This window comes from Vibrio sp. ABH4_348 (assembly GCF_056159765.1).
Map to the genome: position 1 here is coordinate 2,284,725 of NZ_JBSWVW010000001.1, position 19,331 is coordinate 2,304,055.

The window sequence follows — 19,331 nt, forward strand, 5'->3', positions numbered from 1 at the left end:
ATATGAAACTAATTAAGAACAACAAATACACGCGGCATGAGCATATGTATAACCAAATGAGATTTGATTATGACCCTTCGCAATCAATTAATGTTGGGCTTCGGTTTAGTGATAGCCCTTTTGCTAGTGACATCCAGTGTTTCTTACCTGCAATTCACCCGGACCGGTGATGGCTTTGTCGAATATCGAGGCTCGGCCCGTGCCAACGTATTTGTTGGGCGAATTCAAGCCAACATTCTAGAAACACGATTAGCTGCCAACAAATATATAAAAGAGCAGTCGCCAGAGCTTAAGAAAAAAGTAGAAGAGCGAGTCGCCACAACCATAGACATCGTTAACAAAGCACTTGCTCTCGATCTCACACCTGAACACCGTGCACTTCTGGATAACATCGACGACCAAATCCAACAATACAAACTGGACTTTTTCAAAGTGTCTGAACTCATCGGCACTCGACATGAGGTAGTACGTAACCAGCTCGATCCCAACGGTGCCAAAATGTATATCGCTGCCAGTGAATTGGCTCATTCCATCAAATCTGGGAAAATGGCTGATACCGCTACTGACTTGTTAGAAACCACTCTCGCGGCCCGCTTGTCAGTAGTGAAGTTCCTGATAGACAACCAAGTTGAAGATGCTGAAAGAGCCCAAGAAACCTTTTCTAAAATGGCTGGTTTCTCCAATACACTGGAACCGCAATTGCGAACCGCAGCGGATAAAGCCAGTATGGCTCGCTACAAAGAAGCGTTAACCATTTATCAACAAGCCTTTGTTACCACGCAAGAGACTATCTTGGCTCGCAATAAACTGATTGCAGAATCCCTTGATACCATCGGCCCTAATATTGCGAGAGTAACAGAAGACATCAAGTTGGAAATTATTGACTCTCAAGATCAACTCGGTCCAACTATGGTTGAAAGGCTCAGTAGTGCAAAAACGTTACTGCTAGGGTTCTCTCTGATCGCAATTGTACTAGGTACAGGTATCGCTTATCGCATTTACCAAGGAATACTGGGTGTTGTTGGTGGAGAACCACTGGAAATCGCCCAAATTGTTAAGCAAGTAGCAAACGGTGACTTGAGCAACGACATCGAAGTCACTGGAAAGGAAACAGGGATTTTTGCTAACACCCTGCAAATGCAGAGAGAGTTAAAAGGTATGATTGAACGCTTTCTTGAAATATCTGGCAGTGTGTCAACGTCCTCCGTCGAGCTTTCCAATGTAATGAGTAAAACTGAACAGAACGCACAAAGCGAGCTGTCACAAATCGAGCAAGTCGCAACGGCAATCAATGAATTATCTAGTACTGCTTCCGAAGTTAGTAACAGTGCTTCCAATGCGGAAGGCTCTGCTAATGAAGCGATTAACAATGTTGAGCAAGGCCGTGACGCCCTGCAGCAGTCAGATAAGGTCTCTAATGACATAGAACACTCTATTGAAGAAACCACAACCATTGTGAACCAACTCCGTGATTTCTCAATTGAAATCGGTAGTGTTATAGAGGTCATAAACAACATATCAGACCAAACTAACTTGCTGGCATTAAACGCCGCGATCGAGGCAGCTCGTGCCGGTGAACACGGCCGAGGCTTTGCCGTCGTGGCTGATGAAGTTCGATCTCTTGCTGCAAAAACCCAGCAATCAACGGTCGATATTCAAGACATCATTACCAAGCTTCAGTCCCAGGCAGAAGACGCCAATAACTACATGCAAAACAACATTCATTTGGTTGAAAGTAGTCGTGAAATATCTGCCAAACTCGACAGTGCTTTTGGGGATATCTCCACCTCGGTCAAAGCAATTTCCGATATGAACACGCAAGTGGCCACAGCATCGGAAGAACAATCCGGGGTCACTCAAGATATTTCTGAAAACGTCAGTATGACCTTTGATTTGGTCAATCAAAACGTTAGCGGCATCCAACAAAGCAAGTTGGCTAGCGAGGAACTCAATCAATTAGCGGAAGAGCAGAAGAAGCTGTTAGCCTTCTTTAAAGTGTGATCTCTAGCCAAATCCTTACGATTTCTAAGTCAAATTCGCCGTTCATTCTGAATGGCGAATTTTTTTCTTGTTTACCATAGTGTTACCATACAAACGCTTATTCAACTTACCTATAACAAAAGAATTAGCTACCAAATAGGCAATTAGTTGATTATAATCATTGACTATAAACATATGGTACTAGTCGTATTGACCTTAAGTACCAAAATTACAAGAAACCAGAAAATCATATAATTCAAATAAATACACTGGTTCACAAAAAAATTGTCACATCCAAACGTCATAGTTGTCGCAAAAATTAAACTGATTTAGTTACGTTTAGCTTGCTTTAGAGACCAAAAATATGACTTTAAAAAAACAACTCATCTTAGGGTTTGGACTAGTAATTGGACTTCTTCTAGTTACTTCCGCCAGTTCTTTCTTTCAGTTCAATCAAACTTCAACAGGATTCACCGAATATCGCGGAGCTGCGCTGGCAAACGTTGCGTTAGGACGTGTTCAAGCTAACATCCTTGAAGCTCGTTTAGGTGCCAATAAGTACATCAAACATCAATCTGACAGTGTTAAATCTGCGGTCGATGAACGAATCCAAACCAGTATTGAAATACTCGATAACGCCATCGCATTAGATTTGAGTGATTCGCACAAGTCATTGCTTACCGACGTCAAAAACCAAGCCCAGCAGTACCAAACAGATTTCCATAAGGTTTCACTGCTTATCGCCGATAGACACACTGTGGTGAGAGAGCAACTGGATCCCAATGGCGCCAAAATGCATCTCGACATGCAGAAGATCTCCTCGTCTTTGATTGGCAAAGGGGAAACCGAATATGCCGAGTTTGCCAACCGACTTTTGGACGACACTCTGATTGCTCGCATCGCCGTAGTGAAGTTTTTGGTTGATAACCAGGCGGAAGAAGCTCAACGCGCTAAGCAGAAATTTGCGGATATTCAACAATCTTTAAAGCTCCTAAATGGCAAACTGACCAACAGCTCTGATGTTGAGTACTACCAAGATTTCAAAAAAGCCTTCGCTGAATATCAAACCGCATTTACCAAAGTTGAAAGCGCCATAACAGACCGCAACGCATTAATTACTAATTCGCTGGATACAATTGGACCGAAAATCGCCAAAATCAGTGAAGACATCAAACTGCAAATTATTGACCGTCAAAATACGCTTGGTCCAGTGATGGTGAGTGAGTTGTCTTCCGCTAAAACAGTTCTGATTTCCTTATCTATCGTAGCCATCCTTATCGCTTTAGCGATTGCATACAGAATTTATTCAGGAATCACGCGGGTTGTTGGTGGCGAGCCTGCTGAAATAGCAGAGCTGGTTCAAGATGTCGCGAATGGTGATCTGTCGCGCCATATTGAAGTCACGGGTAAAGAAACCGGTATATTTGCTAACACATTACAAATGAGAGAAGAGCTAAAACGAATCATCAATCGCTTCCACGAAATTTCCAACAGTGTTTCGGAGGCCTCGTCTGAGATGAATACGGTGATGAACCAAACCGAAACTAACGCTCACAATGAACTAGCTCAGATTGAACAAGTCGCGACTGCAATTAATGAACTCTCTAGTACTGCAAATGAAGTGAGTAATAATGCGGCCAATGCAGAGCGCTCTGCAGTAGAAGCTAACGACAACGTATCACAAGGTCAGACCGCACTGCAGTCTTCGGACCAGATCTCTAATCAAATTGAAACCTCGATTAAAGACACCACTGAAATCGTTACTCATTTACATGAGTACTCGATGGAAATTGAAACCGTCATCGAAGTCATCAACCAAATCTCTGAGCAAACTAACTTGTTGGCACTAAATGCAGCAATTGAAGCAGCGCGTGCTGGTGAACAAGGTCGCGGATTTGCAGTGGTTGCCGATGAAGTTCGTTCGCTAGCCGCGAAAACACAAACGTCTACTGTGGATATTCAAGAGATCATCAGCAAGTTGCAATCACAAGCCGAGCAAGCCAAAACCTTTATGCAAAACAATATTGATCTGGTAGAGCAAAGCCGTGACATTAGCGAACAACTCGACAGTTCGTTTACGCAAATTGCGGGTTCGGTTACCCTGATTTCAGATATGAACACACAAGTTGCCACCGCATCTGAGGAACAATCTGGAGTCACTCAAGATATTTCGCAAAGTGTAAGCACCACGTTTGACTTAGTGAACGCTAATGTCGCGGGAATCGAACAAAGTAAAGCGGCCAGCGATCGTTTAGCTGAAATGGCAAAAGAACAGCGTGAATTACTCAGTTTCTTTAAAACTGCGTAAGTCAAAGTACCTCAGCGCAAGATAGAAAAGGGCCACAAAAATTTTGTGGCCCTTGTTGTTTCTGACTGTCTAGAAACTAGAGTTTAGAATTGATCTTCTTCCGTCGAACCGGTCAAAGCCGTCACAGATGATTGTCCACCCTGAATCGTGTTGGTGACTTTGTCAAAGTAACCCGTACCCACTTCTTGCTGATGAGCCACAAAGGTGTACCCTTTTTCCGCAGCAGCAAATTCAGGACGCTGAACTTTCTCAACGTAGTGACGCATCCCCTCTCCTTGCGCGTAAGCATGTGCCAACTCAAACATGTTGAACCACATGTTGTGAACACCGGCTAGCGTGATGAATTGATACTTGTAGCCCATATCAGATAACGCTTGCTGGAACTTGGCAATGGTTTCTGCATCCAAGTTTTTCTCCCAGTTAAACGACGGAGAGCAGTTGTACGCAAGTAGCTGTTCTGGGTGTTCAGCAAGAACAGCGTCAGCAAATTTTTTCGCTTCTTCTAAACACGGTGTTGCCGTTTCACACCAAACCAAATCCGCATAAGGCGCATACGCTAAACCGCGAGAAATCGCTTGGTCTATGCCTGCGCGAACGCGGTAGAAACCTTCGGCTGTTCTTTCACCTTCAATAAAGTCTTTATCATATGGGTCACAGTCAGAGGTCAATAGGTCGGCGGCATTGGCATCGGTACGAGCAATAACCATTGTCGTGGTGCCTGCCACGTCGGCGGCAAGACGAGCCGCCACCAGTTTTTGAACGGCTTCTTGAGTAGGTACCAGAACTTTACCACCCATGTGGCCACATTTTTTCACTGAGGCGAGTTGGTCTTCGAAGTGAACCCCAGCGGCACCTGCATCAATCATGGCTTTCATCAACTCATAGGCATTGAGCACGCCACCAAAACCCGCTTCCGCATCGGCAACGATAGGAAGGAAGTAATCAATACCGCCTTCATCGGTTGGCGTTTTTCCATTAGACCATTGGATTTGGTCGGCACGTCGGAAGGCATTGTTAATGCGCTTAACCACACTTGGAACCGAATCTACGGGATAGAGTGATTGGTCAGGGTACATAGTGCCTGAAGTGTTGTTATCTGCAGCTACCTGCCAACCCGACAAGTAAATCGCTTCGATTCCTGCTTTGGCTTGCTGTACTGCTTGACCACCCGTCAAGGCACCAAGACAGTTCACGTAACCCTTTTTAGCTTCTCCGTTCACTAGTGCCCAAAGCTTGTCCGCCCCTTTTTGTGCCAGCGTGTTTTCTGGAACGACCGAACCACGTAGGTCGACTACCTCTGCCGCGCTGTATGGGCGTTTTACATTTTTCCATCTTGGGTTGGTTGCCCAATCGTTTTCCAAAGCATCGATTTGTTGTTGGCGTGTATTAGACATAGTTAGTTCCTCAAACTTGGTGCGCATTTGCGCGGGCTTCCCTTCCGAGTACTACTAGGAGATAACAAACCTCGCATCTCCTACTCAACGTAGGCGTATGATGTTGTTTGACGCGCCACTTCGGCGCATAAAAATTCTTGGGTGATTCGTTAATCCAAATAGTCATAACCCGGTATGGTTAAGAAATCGGCCAACTTAGAATTGGTGGTCAGCTTAGCCATTAACTGAGCGGCTTCTTGATATCGTCCCTTGGCAAAACGTTCTGCTCCAACTTCTTGCTCAACCACTGTCATTTCTTCTGATAAATAGCGATTGAACAATTCGTTAGTAACAAGCTCGCCGTTATCCAACGACTTCTCGTGCTGAATCCACTGCCAAATCGAGGCTCGTGAAATTTCGGCCGTCGCTGCATCTTCCATTAATCCATAAATCGGCACACAACCATTGCCGGAGATCCACGCTTCTATGTATTGCAATGCAACGCGAATGTTGTGACGCATCCCTTGCTCAGTTCTGGCACCTTCACACGGCGCCAATAACTGCTCAGCGGTGATTTCAGAATCGGTTTCACGGGAAACATCAAGCTGATTTGTTCGATTTCCTAAGACTTCATCAAACACTTGTCTTGCTGTGTCAGCCAATCCAGGGTGAGCGACCCAGGTTCCATCGTGGCCGTTTTGCGCTTCGAGTGATTTGTCTTTGTAGATTTTTTCCAGTACCTGCTTATTGATGTCTGGATCTTTTGCAGGAATAAACGCCGCCATTCCTCCCATGGCAAATGCGCCTCGGTTATGACAAGTTCTAACTAACAGACGTGAATAGGCATTGAGGAAAGGCTGATCCATCGTCACGGATTGGCGATCAGGCAGAATCCGATCGGGGTATTGTTTAAGGGTTTTAATGTAGCTAAAAATGTAATCCCAACGACCGCAATTCAGGCCAACGATGTGCTCTTTTAATGAGAACAAGATTTCGTCCATTTGAAAAACTGCAGGTAATGTTTCAATTAGGACTGTCGCTTTAATGGTTCCGGTGTCTAAGCCAAAGTAATCTTCGGTAAAATGAAACACTTCACTCCACCATTTGGCTTCTAAATAGCTTTGTAGTTTAGGTAGGTAAAAATACGGACCGCTGCCTTTTTCAAGTAGCTGCCTGTAGTTATTAACGAAATACAAAGCAAAGTCGAACAAAGCACCGGGAATGGGCTGTCCATCAAAATGCACGTGTTTTTCTTTTAAATGCAAACCGCGCACGCGACAAATAAGTACCGCCGGATCTGGGTTTAATTCGTAATGCTTGCCGTTTGCAGAGTTTGTGTAGCTAATGGTGCCTTGCACCGCATCGCGTAAATTGATTTGACCGTCAAGTAAGCTAGACCAAGCTGGTGACATGGAATCTTCGAAATCGGCCATAAATACCTTAACGTTGGCATTTAGGGCATTAATCACCATTTTTCTGTCGGTCGGCCCAGTGATCTCTACTCTACGATCTTGTAGATCCTTAGGAATGCTTTGAATCGACCAACTACCTTCTCGAATGTCTTTGGTGTCTTGCAAAAAGTCAGGCAGCTCACCGCCATCGATTTTAGCTTGGCTTTCAATACGTTGATTAAGTAGTACATCGACTTTCTGTGCGAAGTGTTGACACAAGGCGGACAAAAACTGCTGAGCTTGAGTATCAAAAATCGGTTGTTGCTCTGCAGTCACCTCGCCAATGACATGAACAGGTGTGGGCTTAAGCGCGTTTTGTCCTGATTGCACAAAAGGCGTACTTCCACCACCTTCCATCATTTCGTTGTACTTTCCTTGTATCATGTTCATTTACACCACCAAGTTACATTTGAAAATTTTAAACAACACAAACATCAATAAAGACGACTGAATTTGTTTGTATTCCAACTCAAGACACTTGCTGTTCAACCCGTTCACAGCGAAGTGATAAATCTACTATTACGTAGTAGCACACTATCAACAAGCTAGACATAGGTAGGGTTTATCAAGATTTTTTGCTACAAAAAGCGTAGCCCAAAAATAGAGTGTTAAGGGTGAGTAAGTATGAATTTGATGTTTTATTCTAGTGACAAATCTCAGTCACTCTTGATTGAAATGTAGATAAATTACGAAAATAAAAAACTCAGTATTGTAAAATTTTACAAAGTTTGAGTCATATCTAGAACGATCAAGTCGAGAGCTTGTGAATTTCAAAGCCTTAGCTTTGAGTGAGAAAAAGTGCGCAACACAAGAAGTTGTAAAATTGACACTGTGAAATTTTACAAGGTATAGAAAAGTACTCGCCGGATTTGCTGTAAAATTTTACAAGTAAAAATCGCCAAATAGCAGATAAATTCATTTAGAAGGTAAATGGCAGCATATATCTCCACCCAAAGCATATAAGACTAATGGCGTATTTGGCAAAAATAGCAGATTAACAAAATGTATTGTTTACAGTAACTCTGAAACCAAATGAGCCAGTTGCTCAAAGGTATTGACGCGCGATGAACTCGGTCGCCATACTAAGCCAATATCTCGATATGCTTGCTGTCCGGGTGCATCCACCACCACAATATTCTGATTATCAAGAAGACCGTGATCAATCGCCATTTGGGGAATGAAAGTGGTCCCCATGCCATTCGCGACCATTTGAACCAGTGTATGAAGACTGGTAGCAGTGAATGGATTGATTTTTTCTTTTGCCGTTAGCTGGCAAGCGGAGACCGCATGTTCCGTCAAACAGTGTTCTTTTTCGAGTAAAAATACAAACTCATCTGGTAAGTCGTCGTAACGAATTGGAACTCTGATTCCATCCGCTTGATTGCGGCTAATGATCATTTTAAATGGATCGTGGCCAACGACTTTGCTTTCCATACCATCGATGTCGACAGGCAATGCCAACACAAGAACGTCTAACTCTCCGTGTCGCAAAGCTTCAAGTAAATTGGATGTGGTGTCTTCTCTTAATAATAAGTTCAGGTCCGGGTACCGATAATTGACCTCTTGCACCAAATCACACAGTAAAAAAGGTGCAATAGTTGGAATACACCCCAACCTAAGCTTGCCTTGCATCACATCACCTTGGCACGCCTTACCCAGCTCAACCAGATCTTGTCCTTTGGCAAGCAACTCCCTGCCTTGTTGCACCACTTTTTCACCAGCCAGAGTAAAGACTAACGGTGATTTTTTATCTTTTTTCTCGTACAGAGGGCAACCAATCAGTTCCTCTAAGTTCTGGATACCTTTACTCAAGGTAGATTGACTGACATAGCAACGCTCTGCCGCTTCACCAAAGTGACGAGTCTCAAATAAGGTCACCAAATAATGCAGTTGTTTTAAACTTGGCCACTTATTCATTTGCGTCTATTACTCCACTTATATTGTCTAAAACGAGCTAACTGAGAATCATTCGAAATAACAAGTGGTTAGTGTATAAACAAAAATACACTTATCGCTTTTTTCGATTGAATTAATCTATTTATTTCACTTTTTTCTAGTTAGCTATTTGTACTATAGTTGTTGTCGAAGCACAAAGCACCGAGAAACCCAATGCGGTTTTTTGGTTTTCATAATATTTTTTAGGAGCAATAACAATGGTACTAGTTGGTCGTCAAGCACCTGACTTTACTGCAGCTGCAGTACTAGGCAACGGTGAGATCGTTGAGAACTTCAACTTCGCTGAATTCACTAAAGGTAAAAAAGCCGTTGTATTCTTTTACCCACTAGACTTCACTTTCGTTTGCCCATCAGAACTAATCGCGTTCGACAACCGTCTAGCTGATTTCCAAGCTAAAGGCGTAGAAGTAATCGGCGTATCTATCGATTCTCAGTTCTCTCACAACGCATGGCGTAACACTGCTATCGAAGATGGCGGTATTGGTCCAGTTAAATACCCTCTAGTTGCTGACGTTAAGCACGAAATCTGCAAAGCGTACGACGTTGAGCACCCAGAAGCAGGCGTTGCTTTCCGTGGTTCTTTCCTAATCGATGAAGAAGGCGTTGTACGTCACCAAGTAGTTAACGACCTACCTCTAGGCCGTAACATCGATGAAATGCTACGTATGGTTGACGCACTAAACTTCCACCAGAAGAACGGTGAAGTGTGTCCAGCACAGTGGGAAGAAGGTAAAGCAGGTATGGACGCGTCTCCAGACGGCGTAGCTGCATTCCTATCTGAGCACTCTAGCGACCTAGCTAAGTAATCTCCCTGAGCTCAACAGGGTTGGTTGGACATAAAAAATAACTCAGCCAATGAAGTAAAGTCATAAAGCCCGACCTAGTGTCGGGCTTTTTATTGCGAATATATCTACGAAAAAACATCGATTCCGTCGCCAGGCTATCTTTAAGACGCCGACTCAATAATGGAATTTCTTTTGAGATACACTTTCTTTCTGGAGTAAGATATCTTTAATAAGACAACGCATATCGATTCGCAGACTTTCTTTTTAATTTCGCTTTTCAGCGCGATTGTCGGTCACTATGATGACAATCAGCAAGTTTCAGAGCTGAACCCTAGCTCTACAAAATTAAACATTCACGCATACGCGTATATAGATAAATACGGAGATATTCTATGGCCAACTTCGCACTCGGCTTTGGTACTGCTACCAAAAATCGTGATGGTAAAATCATCGAAGCTTTTTTCCCAAATCCAGTATTAAACCCTAGCGACGAATTGGTAAGCGCTATTGCTCAAGTAACTGACTACACCTCAGGTAACCAAGCAGTAGAAGTTACTGCTGCGCAAAGTGCAGAGTTGGCACTAGCATTTGCATCTCACGCTGACGTTAAAAACGCCGATTTTGCTGAAAAAGCAGCAAATTCTGAACAGCCACTTGTACTTGTTGTTCTCGCAGCTGACGAGAAACCAACTTCTGTTGCTGAAGGTTTCCTTAAACTACAACTTATCTCAAACCGTCTAGTGCAGCCACACGGTACTGTTCTTGACGGCATCTTCGGCCTACTGCACAACATCGCATGGACTAACGAAGGCCCTATCGATCTACCAGAACTAGCCGATCGTCAAATCGAAGCTCGCCTAGCAGGCCGTTCACTGTCTGTAGATTGCGTAGATAAGTTCCCTAAAATGGTGGACTACGTGGTTCCAGCTGGTGTTCGTATTGCAGATACATCTCGCGTTCGTCTTGGCGCACACGTTGGTGAAGGCACAACGGTTATGCACGAAGGCTTCATCAACTTCAATGCAGGTACAACAGGCGTGAGCATGGTTGAAGGCCGTATTTCTGCTGGCGTAGTGGTCGGTAATGGTTCAGACATCGGTGGCGGTGCGTCTATCATGGGTACCCTGTCTGGTGGCGGTACTGTGGTCGTGTCTATCGGCGAAAATTCTCTACTGGGTGCAAACGCAGGTCTTGGTTTCCCTCTAGGTGACCGTTGTACAGTTGAGTCTGGTCTCTACGTTACCGCTGGTGCAAAAGTACGTATGCTTGATTCTGATGGTAACGAAGTAGAAGTGGTGAAAGCTCGCGACCTAGCTGGTGTTTCTGATTTGCTATTCCGCCGTAATTCCGTAACAGGTCAAATCGAGTGTCTAGCGAACAAGACTGCGGTTGAACTAAACAGCGAATTGCACAGCAATAACTAATTTGCTTAATTGAAATGAAAAGCCCTCGCTTATAGGCGACGGCTTTTATTGCGCCAATAATGCCGGTTCTGGAATCCCAACGGCAAAGGTCGTGCCTGAGGGTGAGGTCTCTTTTATAGCTAAGTTGAAGCCCAACTCATTAGCAATATTATTGGCAACCGTTAAGCCCATACCGACGCCTTTGTTTAAGCTCTTAGTAGTAAAGAATGGATCAAATACTTTATTTTTGTGTTCGTCTAATATGCCAGAGCCATTGTCACTTACATAAATAGAATGTGAATCGGAATCAAAACCGATCCTCACAACTCCATCTTCACCGATTGCATCAGCTGCTTCGATGGCGTTGACAAGAAGGTTATTCATCAACTGATGAAAAAGCCTTTTATTGGATTTTAAGCGCATAGATTTTGCGATTGTATTGTTAACTCCCACCTCATTTTTTGATTGATAGCGGTTCATTTTTAGTACCTCGTCCACCACTTCATAAATAAGGCATTCGTCTAGCTTTGCTTCATCATTTGACGCAAAGGTACTGAGATCTGCCACAATATTTTTTACTCTGATGAGACCAGATCGTGACTCAGACAACAGTTCGGATAAGTCACTTTTCACTTCTTCTAGGTTGTAGTCATTAATTTTCTTGGAGTATTCTTCAGTTTCACTGTTATCGACTTGTGCCATTAAGCGATCATGCATTTCTAATACAGAAACAACTGAGCCAAAGTACTGTTCTAAAGGATCTATATTGCTAATAGCAATGCCTAGAGGGTTATTAATTTCATGGGCAATTCCAGCTGCCAGTTGTCCCAACGTCGCCATTTTTTCTGTATGAACAATTTTGTCCTTAGCGATTTGTAATTCCGTCAGTGTCCCTTTTAGCCTTTGATAATGATGTTTAGTTCGACGTTGCGATTCAATATTCTCTAAGTTTATTTTTAGCTGGATAGCGGCTTCTTCAAATACTTTTACATTTTTTATCGATAGCTTATCCATGCTCTCCTCATCAATAATACAAACGACTACGCAAGCAATACTCTCCAAAACAACAATCGGGAAAAACAACATACTGTCTGGAAATTCTGCATTAGAAAAAACGATATTCGGCTGCTTACTCTCGCTCAATCGTTCTTTCAAGTTCCAATAAGGTGAATCTTTTTCAAGACTTGTGAGATCAGTGTGATTGTTTTCATCTAACTTAAAACACTTAGTTTCTTGTTGCGGATTATTTATGTGTCTAAAAAGTAGGGTCTTTTTTGCACCGCAAAATCTATCTAATACTTGGATAAACTCGGTCAACGATTGAGTAACAGATAATCCCCTGATATTAAAACGATTTATTGTAGAAAAAAGTTCCAACTGTGAGAGAAACTCACGATTTTGAGACTCTATACAGGCTTGTCGGTGTAACTCTTTGTTCAGCTCCTCTATTGGTATATCTGACGCTTGTATATGATCTGAGCTAATTGAAATGGTACGGTCAAAAATATCTAAGTTGTCAAACTTACTATCTGAGTTCTGTACTACTCCCCAAATAGCTATAACTTGGTTATTCGTACTTTGCCGGCAATACCCTACAATTTGCGTCGCTATATCCTGATCTAGATCTCGACAATCGATTAGGATCACACCGCTAGTATTTGTTCTAATCCATTTTTTTATCGCCCTGAGCTTCGTTAGACAAGCGGGAGAATGATTATCGAGTTGTTTTATAAGCTCCTGATTTGACGACAAGACTAACAACTTACTCATTTTGCACTCCCATAATATTCGGCTAAATTAAACATAGTGCATATAAAAAGCAGAGGAAAGTTATGGCAATCATCCGACTACTGTACTTCAGCGAAGCAACACGAGATATGAACTTATCTGATATGAAAGATATTCTCGATGTTGCTCGAAGTAATAACAATGAACAAAATATTTGTGGAATGCTTTGTTATGACAACAATTACTTCTTGCAAATTCTCGAAGGGGAAGCGAAAGACGTCACTGAACTATTTCTGACGATTGCCGATGACGATAGACATCACACTGTAGTTATTATGGGAGTGCAACCGATCGAAAAACCCGCCTTCCCCAATTGGAACATGGGTTACGCGGGAAGTAGTGACGTAATGAAAGAGCAGCTGAAAGCGCTAAATTTAGAACAATTTGACCCTACAAAACTGTCCAACCAACAAGCATCGAGGCTGCTTTTTGAGCTTTCTAAATCACAAACAAAAATCTAGTTACTTACACCTTTGATATTGGCTTATCCTGGATGCCCATCAACTCTAGGTTTCGTCAGTATTGGAAAGTAGAACCAGATAAATACCGCAAAGGCTAATACCCACAAGATTGCGCTGACATTAATGAGTAATATGATCTCGGCAGGCCAAAAAGCAACGCCCACTGAACGAACCATAGCTCCAAGTATTAACAAACCAAATGCCCATGCCATATTCGGACCTTGATAAATATTACGGCCCGTATGCCCTAAGCTAACTCGCGCGACCATAGCCAAAATTAGTCCCGCTAAAGCACCAATGACAAAAAGGTGGATAAACGCGTGCGACTCACCACTTACGCCAAAAACTCCTCTGAACAGCAAACTCGCCGGCAAACACAAATAAGATAAGTGCAGTGACCATACCAAAGGCTCTTTTAGACTAATCCAACCTCTCCACCTTACCATTCTGATCAGCTGGCACACTCCTGCAAATATCATTAATGGACTTTGTAACTCGTTGTAGCTCAATGAAAAGAAACTCAAAACCAACAGAGCAAACAGTGACAAATGACACGCTAGATCCAATATAAATAATGGCTTAGGAGTATCAAGCTGATACCTTCGAGCTGTAAAAAATGGGATAACTCGCCCACCCATAACGGATAACAGTAGAGCAAACCACCATATCATTGCCTGCCAAACTGCTGACGATGAAAACGGAGGCAAACCTTTAATCGTTGCATAGCTTGCAAAATTGACTAACGCAGCCATCAATAAAAATGGCGCAAACCACAAGTTTTTGTAGTTTTTTCCATACCATGCACGCCAAAAAATCTCATAAGCGACCAAGGCTAGGAATAGTGCTTCGATACTCGACGTCAGCCACAATGGCGCAGGAGTCCAAAGTAATATTCGGGGCGCCAACCAGAGTGCAAAAATAACAAACAGTCTTGTGCTCTGTGTTCCAGTTTGTCCGGTCCAGTTTTGCACGGCAGTTAACAGGAACCCTGCCACGATTGCCATTGCAAAGCCAAAGAACATTTCATGAACGTGCCACCAAAGTGGAGGCACCGACAATGTCTGTGTATTACCGGATTGAAACATCCATACCCAAACCGCAACTGCAAACGCCCCGTATGCACAACCAAACAGGAAAAATGGCCTAAAACCTAAGCGAAACAATGGGCAAATTTTTTCTTGTTGTGCCTTATCAGTAATATTAATCATCGTCACATCCTCCGATGACCAACTTACCAATGACGTTCACTTTCACTGCTTGAGTATTATCAAGTGCCAACACGCGTATGACGTGTTTTTATTACTTCGCTAGGAGATATAACGATTAGATATAAAAAACTTTCTTATATACCTTTCAATCTAAGCGTTAAGTCGATAAGTTGTTGGTAATGTTTCTCAATAAGCTGGCTGGTTCTAGCTATTTCCATGGAGATCCCAATGACACACTACATTTTTGGTTATGGCAGTTTGATGAACTCAGAGTCTCGACGCCTAACCGGACAAACTTCTGGCGGCATTCCTGCGGTAGTTAATGGCCTTGTTCGCTATTGGAGTAAAGTTGATGACTCATATGTGATTTCCCCTTTGATTGTTAACAAAGGCGATGGGCAAGTGAATGGCGTGCTAGTAAAAGTTGAAGAAGAAGCCCTCTCTGACTTTGACACACGCGAGCGCAGCTACCAGCGTGTGGAATTAAGCCTTGATGACATCGAAGTCGAAACACCACTAAACTCGGACAGCAAAGTTTGGGTGTATGTTACCGATTCACCGGAACCACCATGTTCCATTTCGCCCATCGTGCAAACCTACGTCGATACGGTTCTCGCCGGTTGCCTAGAGGTGTCTCCCGAATTTGCCAAAAGTTTTGTGCAGCAAACTGTAGGCTGGCACTTCCCATTAGAAAATGACCGAGAGCGGCCCAAATACGGCAATCGAGTTGATATCCCGAAGCAAATTCAGCAACAAATAGACGGCCTAATCCACGACGTAAAAGTGGGCGAACTGAGCTAACAGTACTCAGTAAAACCAAACCGATAAAAAGTCCTCAACTTTACAAAAGCTGAGGATTTTTTGTTATAAGCCCACCTAACAGCTAAATTTAATGTAGTAACCCGACCACTCTAATCCAATCGAGGTTTACTCTGTGTCCACCAGCCACTCTGGGTTTGTTTCATCTTTACTTGAAGAGTTACGCCAAGACGCTTTGCTGTTTTGGTATATCCTCGTGACCTGCCTTTTATTCGTCGTTTTTCTTGTTCTTACCAAAGAAAGTACACCAATGCAGTTCAGCTTAGGAACCTACCTAAAAACAACGACCAGTGTAGTCTACGTTAGCTTCTTATCTTGGAGCGCGTATTTCTATATGTTGATGCTTGTACAAAGACACCCTGCACCACTTAAAAATTATCTTCTTGTCTTAGCTCGTAACTTCAAACCTTGGCATCAAAGCGCTGCGTTTATTCTAATTGTGTTGGCATTAAATTTTACCTTTTCCAGCTACACCTTTATCAAAATGATGATTCCCGATTTGCATCCTTATCATTTTGACCTTTTGTTCTATCAATGGGACAAGTGGCTGCACTTTGGACGCTCCCCTTGGGAATGGACACACCTTTGGTTTTCACACCCTCTGGCGACTTGGCTAATCAATTTTTTCTATCACTTGTGGTTTATCTTGATGTGGGGCTCGGTGGTTTGGGTAATTTTGAGAAAGTCAGACCGTCATCTACGTGCACACTTCATTTTGTCATTTATGTCAGCTTGGTTAATTCTCGGTGCAATACTGGCCACGCTGCTTTCTTCCGCTGGCCCTTGTTATGTCGAGCGGCTCAACGGTGATTGGCAAATGTACACCTCACTTATGGAGCGTCTGCATAATCAGTATCAATATTTACTCGGTCTAGGTTGGTTTCCGATTTGGGCCATAGATGTTCAAGACATGTTATGGGACCGCTACATCGATAGAGAGCAAGGTATCGGTGTGGGTATCTCCGCCATGCCAAGTATGCACCTATCTATCTCGGTGTTATTGGCGCTGTTAGGCGGAAGAATCAATAAAAAGCTCGGCTGGGTGATGTGGGCCTATGTATTGATTATCCAGATTGGTTCTGTGCATCTCGCATGGCACTACGCCATAGATGGCTATGTCAGTATTGTGCTCACCCTGCTACTTTGGTGGCTTGTCGGTAAATGGGTTGATCGTCACTACTCAAGGTAAGGTAGTAACGCTGACACAAAAAATTCATACACTTTTTTTGCATCCTTCACTGCCTAGCTGCATTAAAATGTCGCCTCAAAATAACATCAACCTTGTACTTGTGATGCGCTAACTTAGCATTTTATGTACACACAGAATGAACAGACTATGTGGCAGATTTTTAAAATTTTCTTTTCGCTCGGTTGGGTAAGCTTTGGCGGGCCCGCTGCTCATATCGGCTATTTTAGACAAACCTTTGTTGAAAAACGCGCTTGGCTTTCCGATCAAGATTACGCGCAGATCGTCGCACTCAGTCAATTTCTACCCGGCCCCGGCTCAAGCCAAGTCGGCTTTGCGCTTGGCTATCAAAAAGCCGGATTACTGGGCGGACTCATGGCGTTTATCGGGTTTACCCTGCCCTCGGTTATTTTGATGATCGTGTTAGCGCTGGTTAGCACTTCGGTTATGGATACCCATTGGTTTGACGCCATTGTTCACGGACTTAAATTACTTGCCGTTGTGGTCGTGGCAGACGCCACTTGGGGCATGTATAAAAACTTTTGCCAACGTCATTTAACCGTCTGGATCGCAGCTGTCACCGCCATTGGCTTAATTGTTGTGCCGAGCTTAGGGCTGCAACTGAGTATATTAGTTATTGCCGCTATTCTTGGTGCCGTATTTTTGAAAGAGAATGCGCAGCCAACCAAAAGCAAATTCTCCCCGACTTGGTGGCCTATCCTTCTTTTTGCTTTGTTGTTTATCTCACTGCCTTTACTTGCTGACCAGTATTTATGGGTCGCATTGATTAACGACTTTTATCAAGCTGGTAGTTTGGTGTTCGGTGGCGGTCATGTGGTATTACCCCTGTTACAAAACACCGTTGGTGAGCAAGTTGGCCAAGATGTGTTCTTAACTGGTTATGCCGCTGCTCAAGCAGTACCGGGACCAATGTTTACTTTTGCCACTTATCTTGGCTACCACCTCCTTCCCCAAACTCCAGTCTTAGGGGCATTACTCGCCACATTTGCAGTGTTTTTACCCGGCTTTTTGTTATTGATTGGCGTATTAACTCATTGGCAAGCCTTGTCCAGTAAACCCAAAGTGAAAGGGGCTCTGATGGGCGTGAATGCCAGTGTGGTGGGATTATTGGCAGCTGCGTTATATCAACCCATTTTCACGACCAGTGTCGTTAGTGGTGTTGATATGGCGATGGTATTAGTCGGGTTTGCTCTGCTGAAACAAACTAAAGTATCGATTCTGACTCTGGTTATTAGCTTTATTGCCATGGGACTGGCACAGCCATATGTTACTGCGCTTCTTAGCTAAACATATTTGATAATCTCATGGGAAGTCAGCTTAGGGCGTGTTGACCTTTCGCGGTTAAATTTTGTTCGAGATAAAAGCGTTTTAATCGCGGCGAGAGGTTTGTAGCTTAGTCATTCTAAGCAAAACACCTCTCAACAATGAGAAAAACGCTTTTAGCCGAACCCTTCGGGCGGCGTTTGCGGCCACTTTCTAAAGCGTTATCGGCTTATCAGGTAGAATAACTACATATCAAAGCCTCTTTCTTGTATAGACAGCCCGCAAACTGCTGCAAAAATCAGCTCGAAAGGTCAACACGCACTAATTACTGACTTCCTGCTCGCGAATTTTAGACAACGCCCATTCGAGATTTTTGTTGGCGGTGGGGTAATAAGTTGGCTTTAAGTCAATCGCTTGTTGCAGATACGGCACCGCCTGATCGGGCTTGCCGTGCAATATCAAGAAGTAACCCACATTGTTTAGCGCTTCCGGTGTTTCCATCTGCTGCTTAAACACATTCAGCGCGCGATTTACTTCGCCTTTACCTATATACACCAAGGCTAAGTTGTTGAGTGCTTTTTCGTCATCAGATTTAATATCTAACGCCTTGAGAGTAAAGCGTTGCGCTAGGTCATAATTGCCATCCATGTAGTAGGAGTAACCCAAGTTGGTATTGGCGTTCAAATGATTATCTTGAACTTCAAGGATCTTAATGTACAACTGCTGGGCAACCCGATGGCGCGCTTCAAGGTCCGCAATTACACCTAAAGCGTTGTATGCCTCGACAGGAGATTGTCCATCAATCTGTAAACGCTTGGCCTGACGCCAATCTGGAAGAATCTCAACCGGCAAATCAATTGGGATGTTCTGACGAAGTTGATCGGAGTTGATCGCCTGAATCAACAAAATTTTGCCTTCATCTGTCATTCCAGATTTAACTTTGCTGTTGCCCAGCTGCGCTAATGACGGTGCGTGGCTAGGTTCATTTTGCAGCGCCATTCGATAAGCGCGTTCAGCTAGGCCATTGTTGCCACGTAATTGGTGGATGCGGCCAATGTTATACAGCGTTTTACTCTTGTATTGTCCGGGTTCAAACGCCAATGAACGAATGTACTCATACAATGCCAAATCAAACTGACCATTGCTCAAGGCCATATCACCGCGTTTGATGCCCTCTTGTTCGGTTTCAGGTGGAGCGTCAGTGGTGAGTGAGTCGATGGGTTGTCCATCGTAGAGAGAAAGATCGTAATTGGGGCCTACAGGCTCACTTGAACATGCCACAAGTACCGATACACAAGCAAAGACAAGATATTTAGTTAAACTCAAGAG

The 19,331-nt window shown here is 43.5% G+C and carries 14 protein-coding genes; 8 read left to right on the forward strand and 6 right to left on the reverse strand.

The features are described from left to right. Positions 1 to 69: 69 nt before the first annotated feature. Positions 70 to 2,001, forward strand: a complete 1,932-nt coding sequence (locus tag ACXAFJ_RS10475) for a HAMP domain-containing methyl-accepting chemotaxis protein (RefSeq protein ID WP_475323267.1) — start codon at positions 70 to 72, stop codon at positions 1,999 to 2,001. A 343-nt stretch (positions 2,002 to 2,344) separates the two neighbouring features. Beyond that, positions 2,345 to 4,288 (forward strand): methyl-accepting chemotaxis protein, encoded by a 1,944-nt coding sequence (locus tag ACXAFJ_RS10480; protein WP_475323269.1) that lies wholly within the window; start codon positions 2,345 to 2,347, stop codon positions 4,286 to 4,288. An 83-nt stretch (positions 4,289 to 4,371) separates the two neighbouring features. On the opposite strand, the gene aceA is transcribed toward ACXAFJ_RS10480, so the two are convergent. The 3 genes from aceA to ACXAFJ_RS10495 all read right to left on the reverse strand — a co-directional run bounded on the left by aceA (position 4,372) and on the right by ACXAFJ_RS10495 (position 9,029). Continuing rightward, positions 4,372 to 5,682 carry an isocitrate lyase gene (gene aceA, locus ACXAFJ_RS10485; protein ID WP_475323270.1) on the reverse strand — a complete coding sequence of 437 codons (1,311 nt, stop codon included), beginning with the start codon at positions 5,680 to 5,682 and terminating at the stop codon, positions 4,372 to 4,374. Positions 5,683 to 5,831: 149 nt separating this feature from the next. Then, complete coding sequence (gene aceB / locus ACXAFJ_RS10490; RefSeq protein WP_475323272.1) at positions 5,832 to 7,502, reverse strand: malate synthase A; 1,671 nt, start codon at positions 7,500 to 7,502, stop codon at positions 5,832 to 5,834. A gap of 621 nt (positions 7,503 to 8,123) precedes the next feature. Beyond that, on the reverse strand, positions 8,124 to 9,029 hold the full coding sequence (locus tag ACXAFJ_RS10495) for a hydrogen peroxide-inducible genes activator (protein WP_475323273.1): 906 nt from the start codon (positions 9,027 to 9,029) through the stop codon (positions 8,124 to 8,126). Positions 9,030 to 9,265: 236 nt separating this feature from the next. On the opposite strand from ACXAFJ_RS10495, the gene ACXAFJ_RS10500 reads away from it, so the two are divergent. Then, on the forward strand, positions 9,266 to 9,874 hold the full coding sequence (locus ACXAFJ_RS10500; protein WP_475323274.1) for a peroxiredoxin C: 609 nt from the start codon (positions 9,266 to 9,268) through the stop codon (positions 9,872 to 9,874). A 371-nt stretch (positions 9,875 to 10,245) separates the two neighbouring features. Next, a complete protein-coding gene (gene dapD, locus ACXAFJ_RS10505; protein WP_475323276.1) occupies positions 10,246 to 11,277 on the forward strand; it encodes a 2,3,4,5-tetrahydropyridine-2,6-dicarboxylate N-succinyltransferase in 1,032 nt (343 codons plus the stop codon). A gap of 45 nt (positions 11,278 to 11,322) precedes the next feature. On the opposite strand, the gene ACXAFJ_RS10510 is transcribed toward dapD, so the two are convergent. After that, positions 11,323 to 13,026, reverse strand: a complete 1,704-nt coding sequence (locus ACXAFJ_RS10510) for a sensor histidine kinase (protein ID WP_475323277.1) — start codon at positions 13,024 to 13,026, stop codon at positions 11,323 to 11,325. A gap of 62 nt (positions 13,027 to 13,088) precedes the next feature. Here ACXAFJ_RS10510 and ACXAFJ_RS10515 point away from each other — a divergent pair, with 62 nt between their 5' ends. Continuing rightward, positions 13,089 to 13,505, forward strand: coding sequence for a BLUF domain-containing protein (locus tag ACXAFJ_RS10515; protein WP_475323278.1), 417 nt, complete (start codon positions 13,089 to 13,091; stop codon positions 13,503 to 13,505). A gap of 23 nt (positions 13,506 to 13,528) precedes the next feature. On the opposite strand, the gene ACXAFJ_RS10520 is transcribed toward ACXAFJ_RS10515, so the two are convergent. Continuing rightward, complete coding sequence (locus tag ACXAFJ_RS10520) at positions 13,529 to 14,713, reverse strand: NnrS family protein (protein ID WP_475323280.1); 1,185 nt, start codon at positions 14,711 to 14,713, stop codon at positions 13,529 to 13,531. 228 nt (positions 14,714 to 14,941) lie between these two features. On the opposite strand from ACXAFJ_RS10520, the gene ACXAFJ_RS10525 reads away from it, so the two are divergent. The 3 genes from ACXAFJ_RS10525 to chrA all read left to right on the forward strand — a co-directional run bounded on the left by ACXAFJ_RS10525 (position 14,942) and on the right by chrA (position 18,026). Next, positions 14,942 to 15,514, forward strand: a complete 573-nt coding sequence (locus ACXAFJ_RS10525) for a gamma-glutamylcyclotransferase family protein (protein ID WP_475323281.1) — start codon at positions 14,942 to 14,944, stop codon at positions 15,512 to 15,514. 133 nt (positions 15,515 to 15,647) lie between these two features. Further along, a complete protein-coding gene (locus ACXAFJ_RS10530; RefSeq protein WP_475323282.1) occupies positions 15,648 to 16,721 on the forward strand; it encodes a phosphatase PAP2 family protein in 1,074 nt (357 codons plus the stop codon). A 147-nt stretch (positions 16,722 to 16,868) separates the two neighbouring features. Continuing rightward, on the forward strand, positions 16,869 to 18,026 hold the full coding sequence (chrA, locus tag ACXAFJ_RS10535) for a chromate efflux transporter (RefSeq protein WP_475323284.1): 1,158 nt from the start codon (positions 16,869 to 16,871) through the stop codon (positions 18,024 to 18,026). A 297-nt stretch (positions 18,027 to 18,323) separates the two neighbouring features. On the opposite strand, the gene ACXAFJ_RS10540 is transcribed toward chrA, so the two are convergent. Further along, the gene (locus ACXAFJ_RS10540) at positions 18,324 to 19,328 is read right to left on the reverse strand and encodes a tetratricopeptide repeat protein (protein ID WP_475323286.1); all 1,005 of its coding nucleotides are present in this window, start codon (positions 19,326 to 19,328) and stop codon (positions 18,324 to 18,326) included. Positions 19,329 to 19,331: the final 3 nt, after the last annotated feature.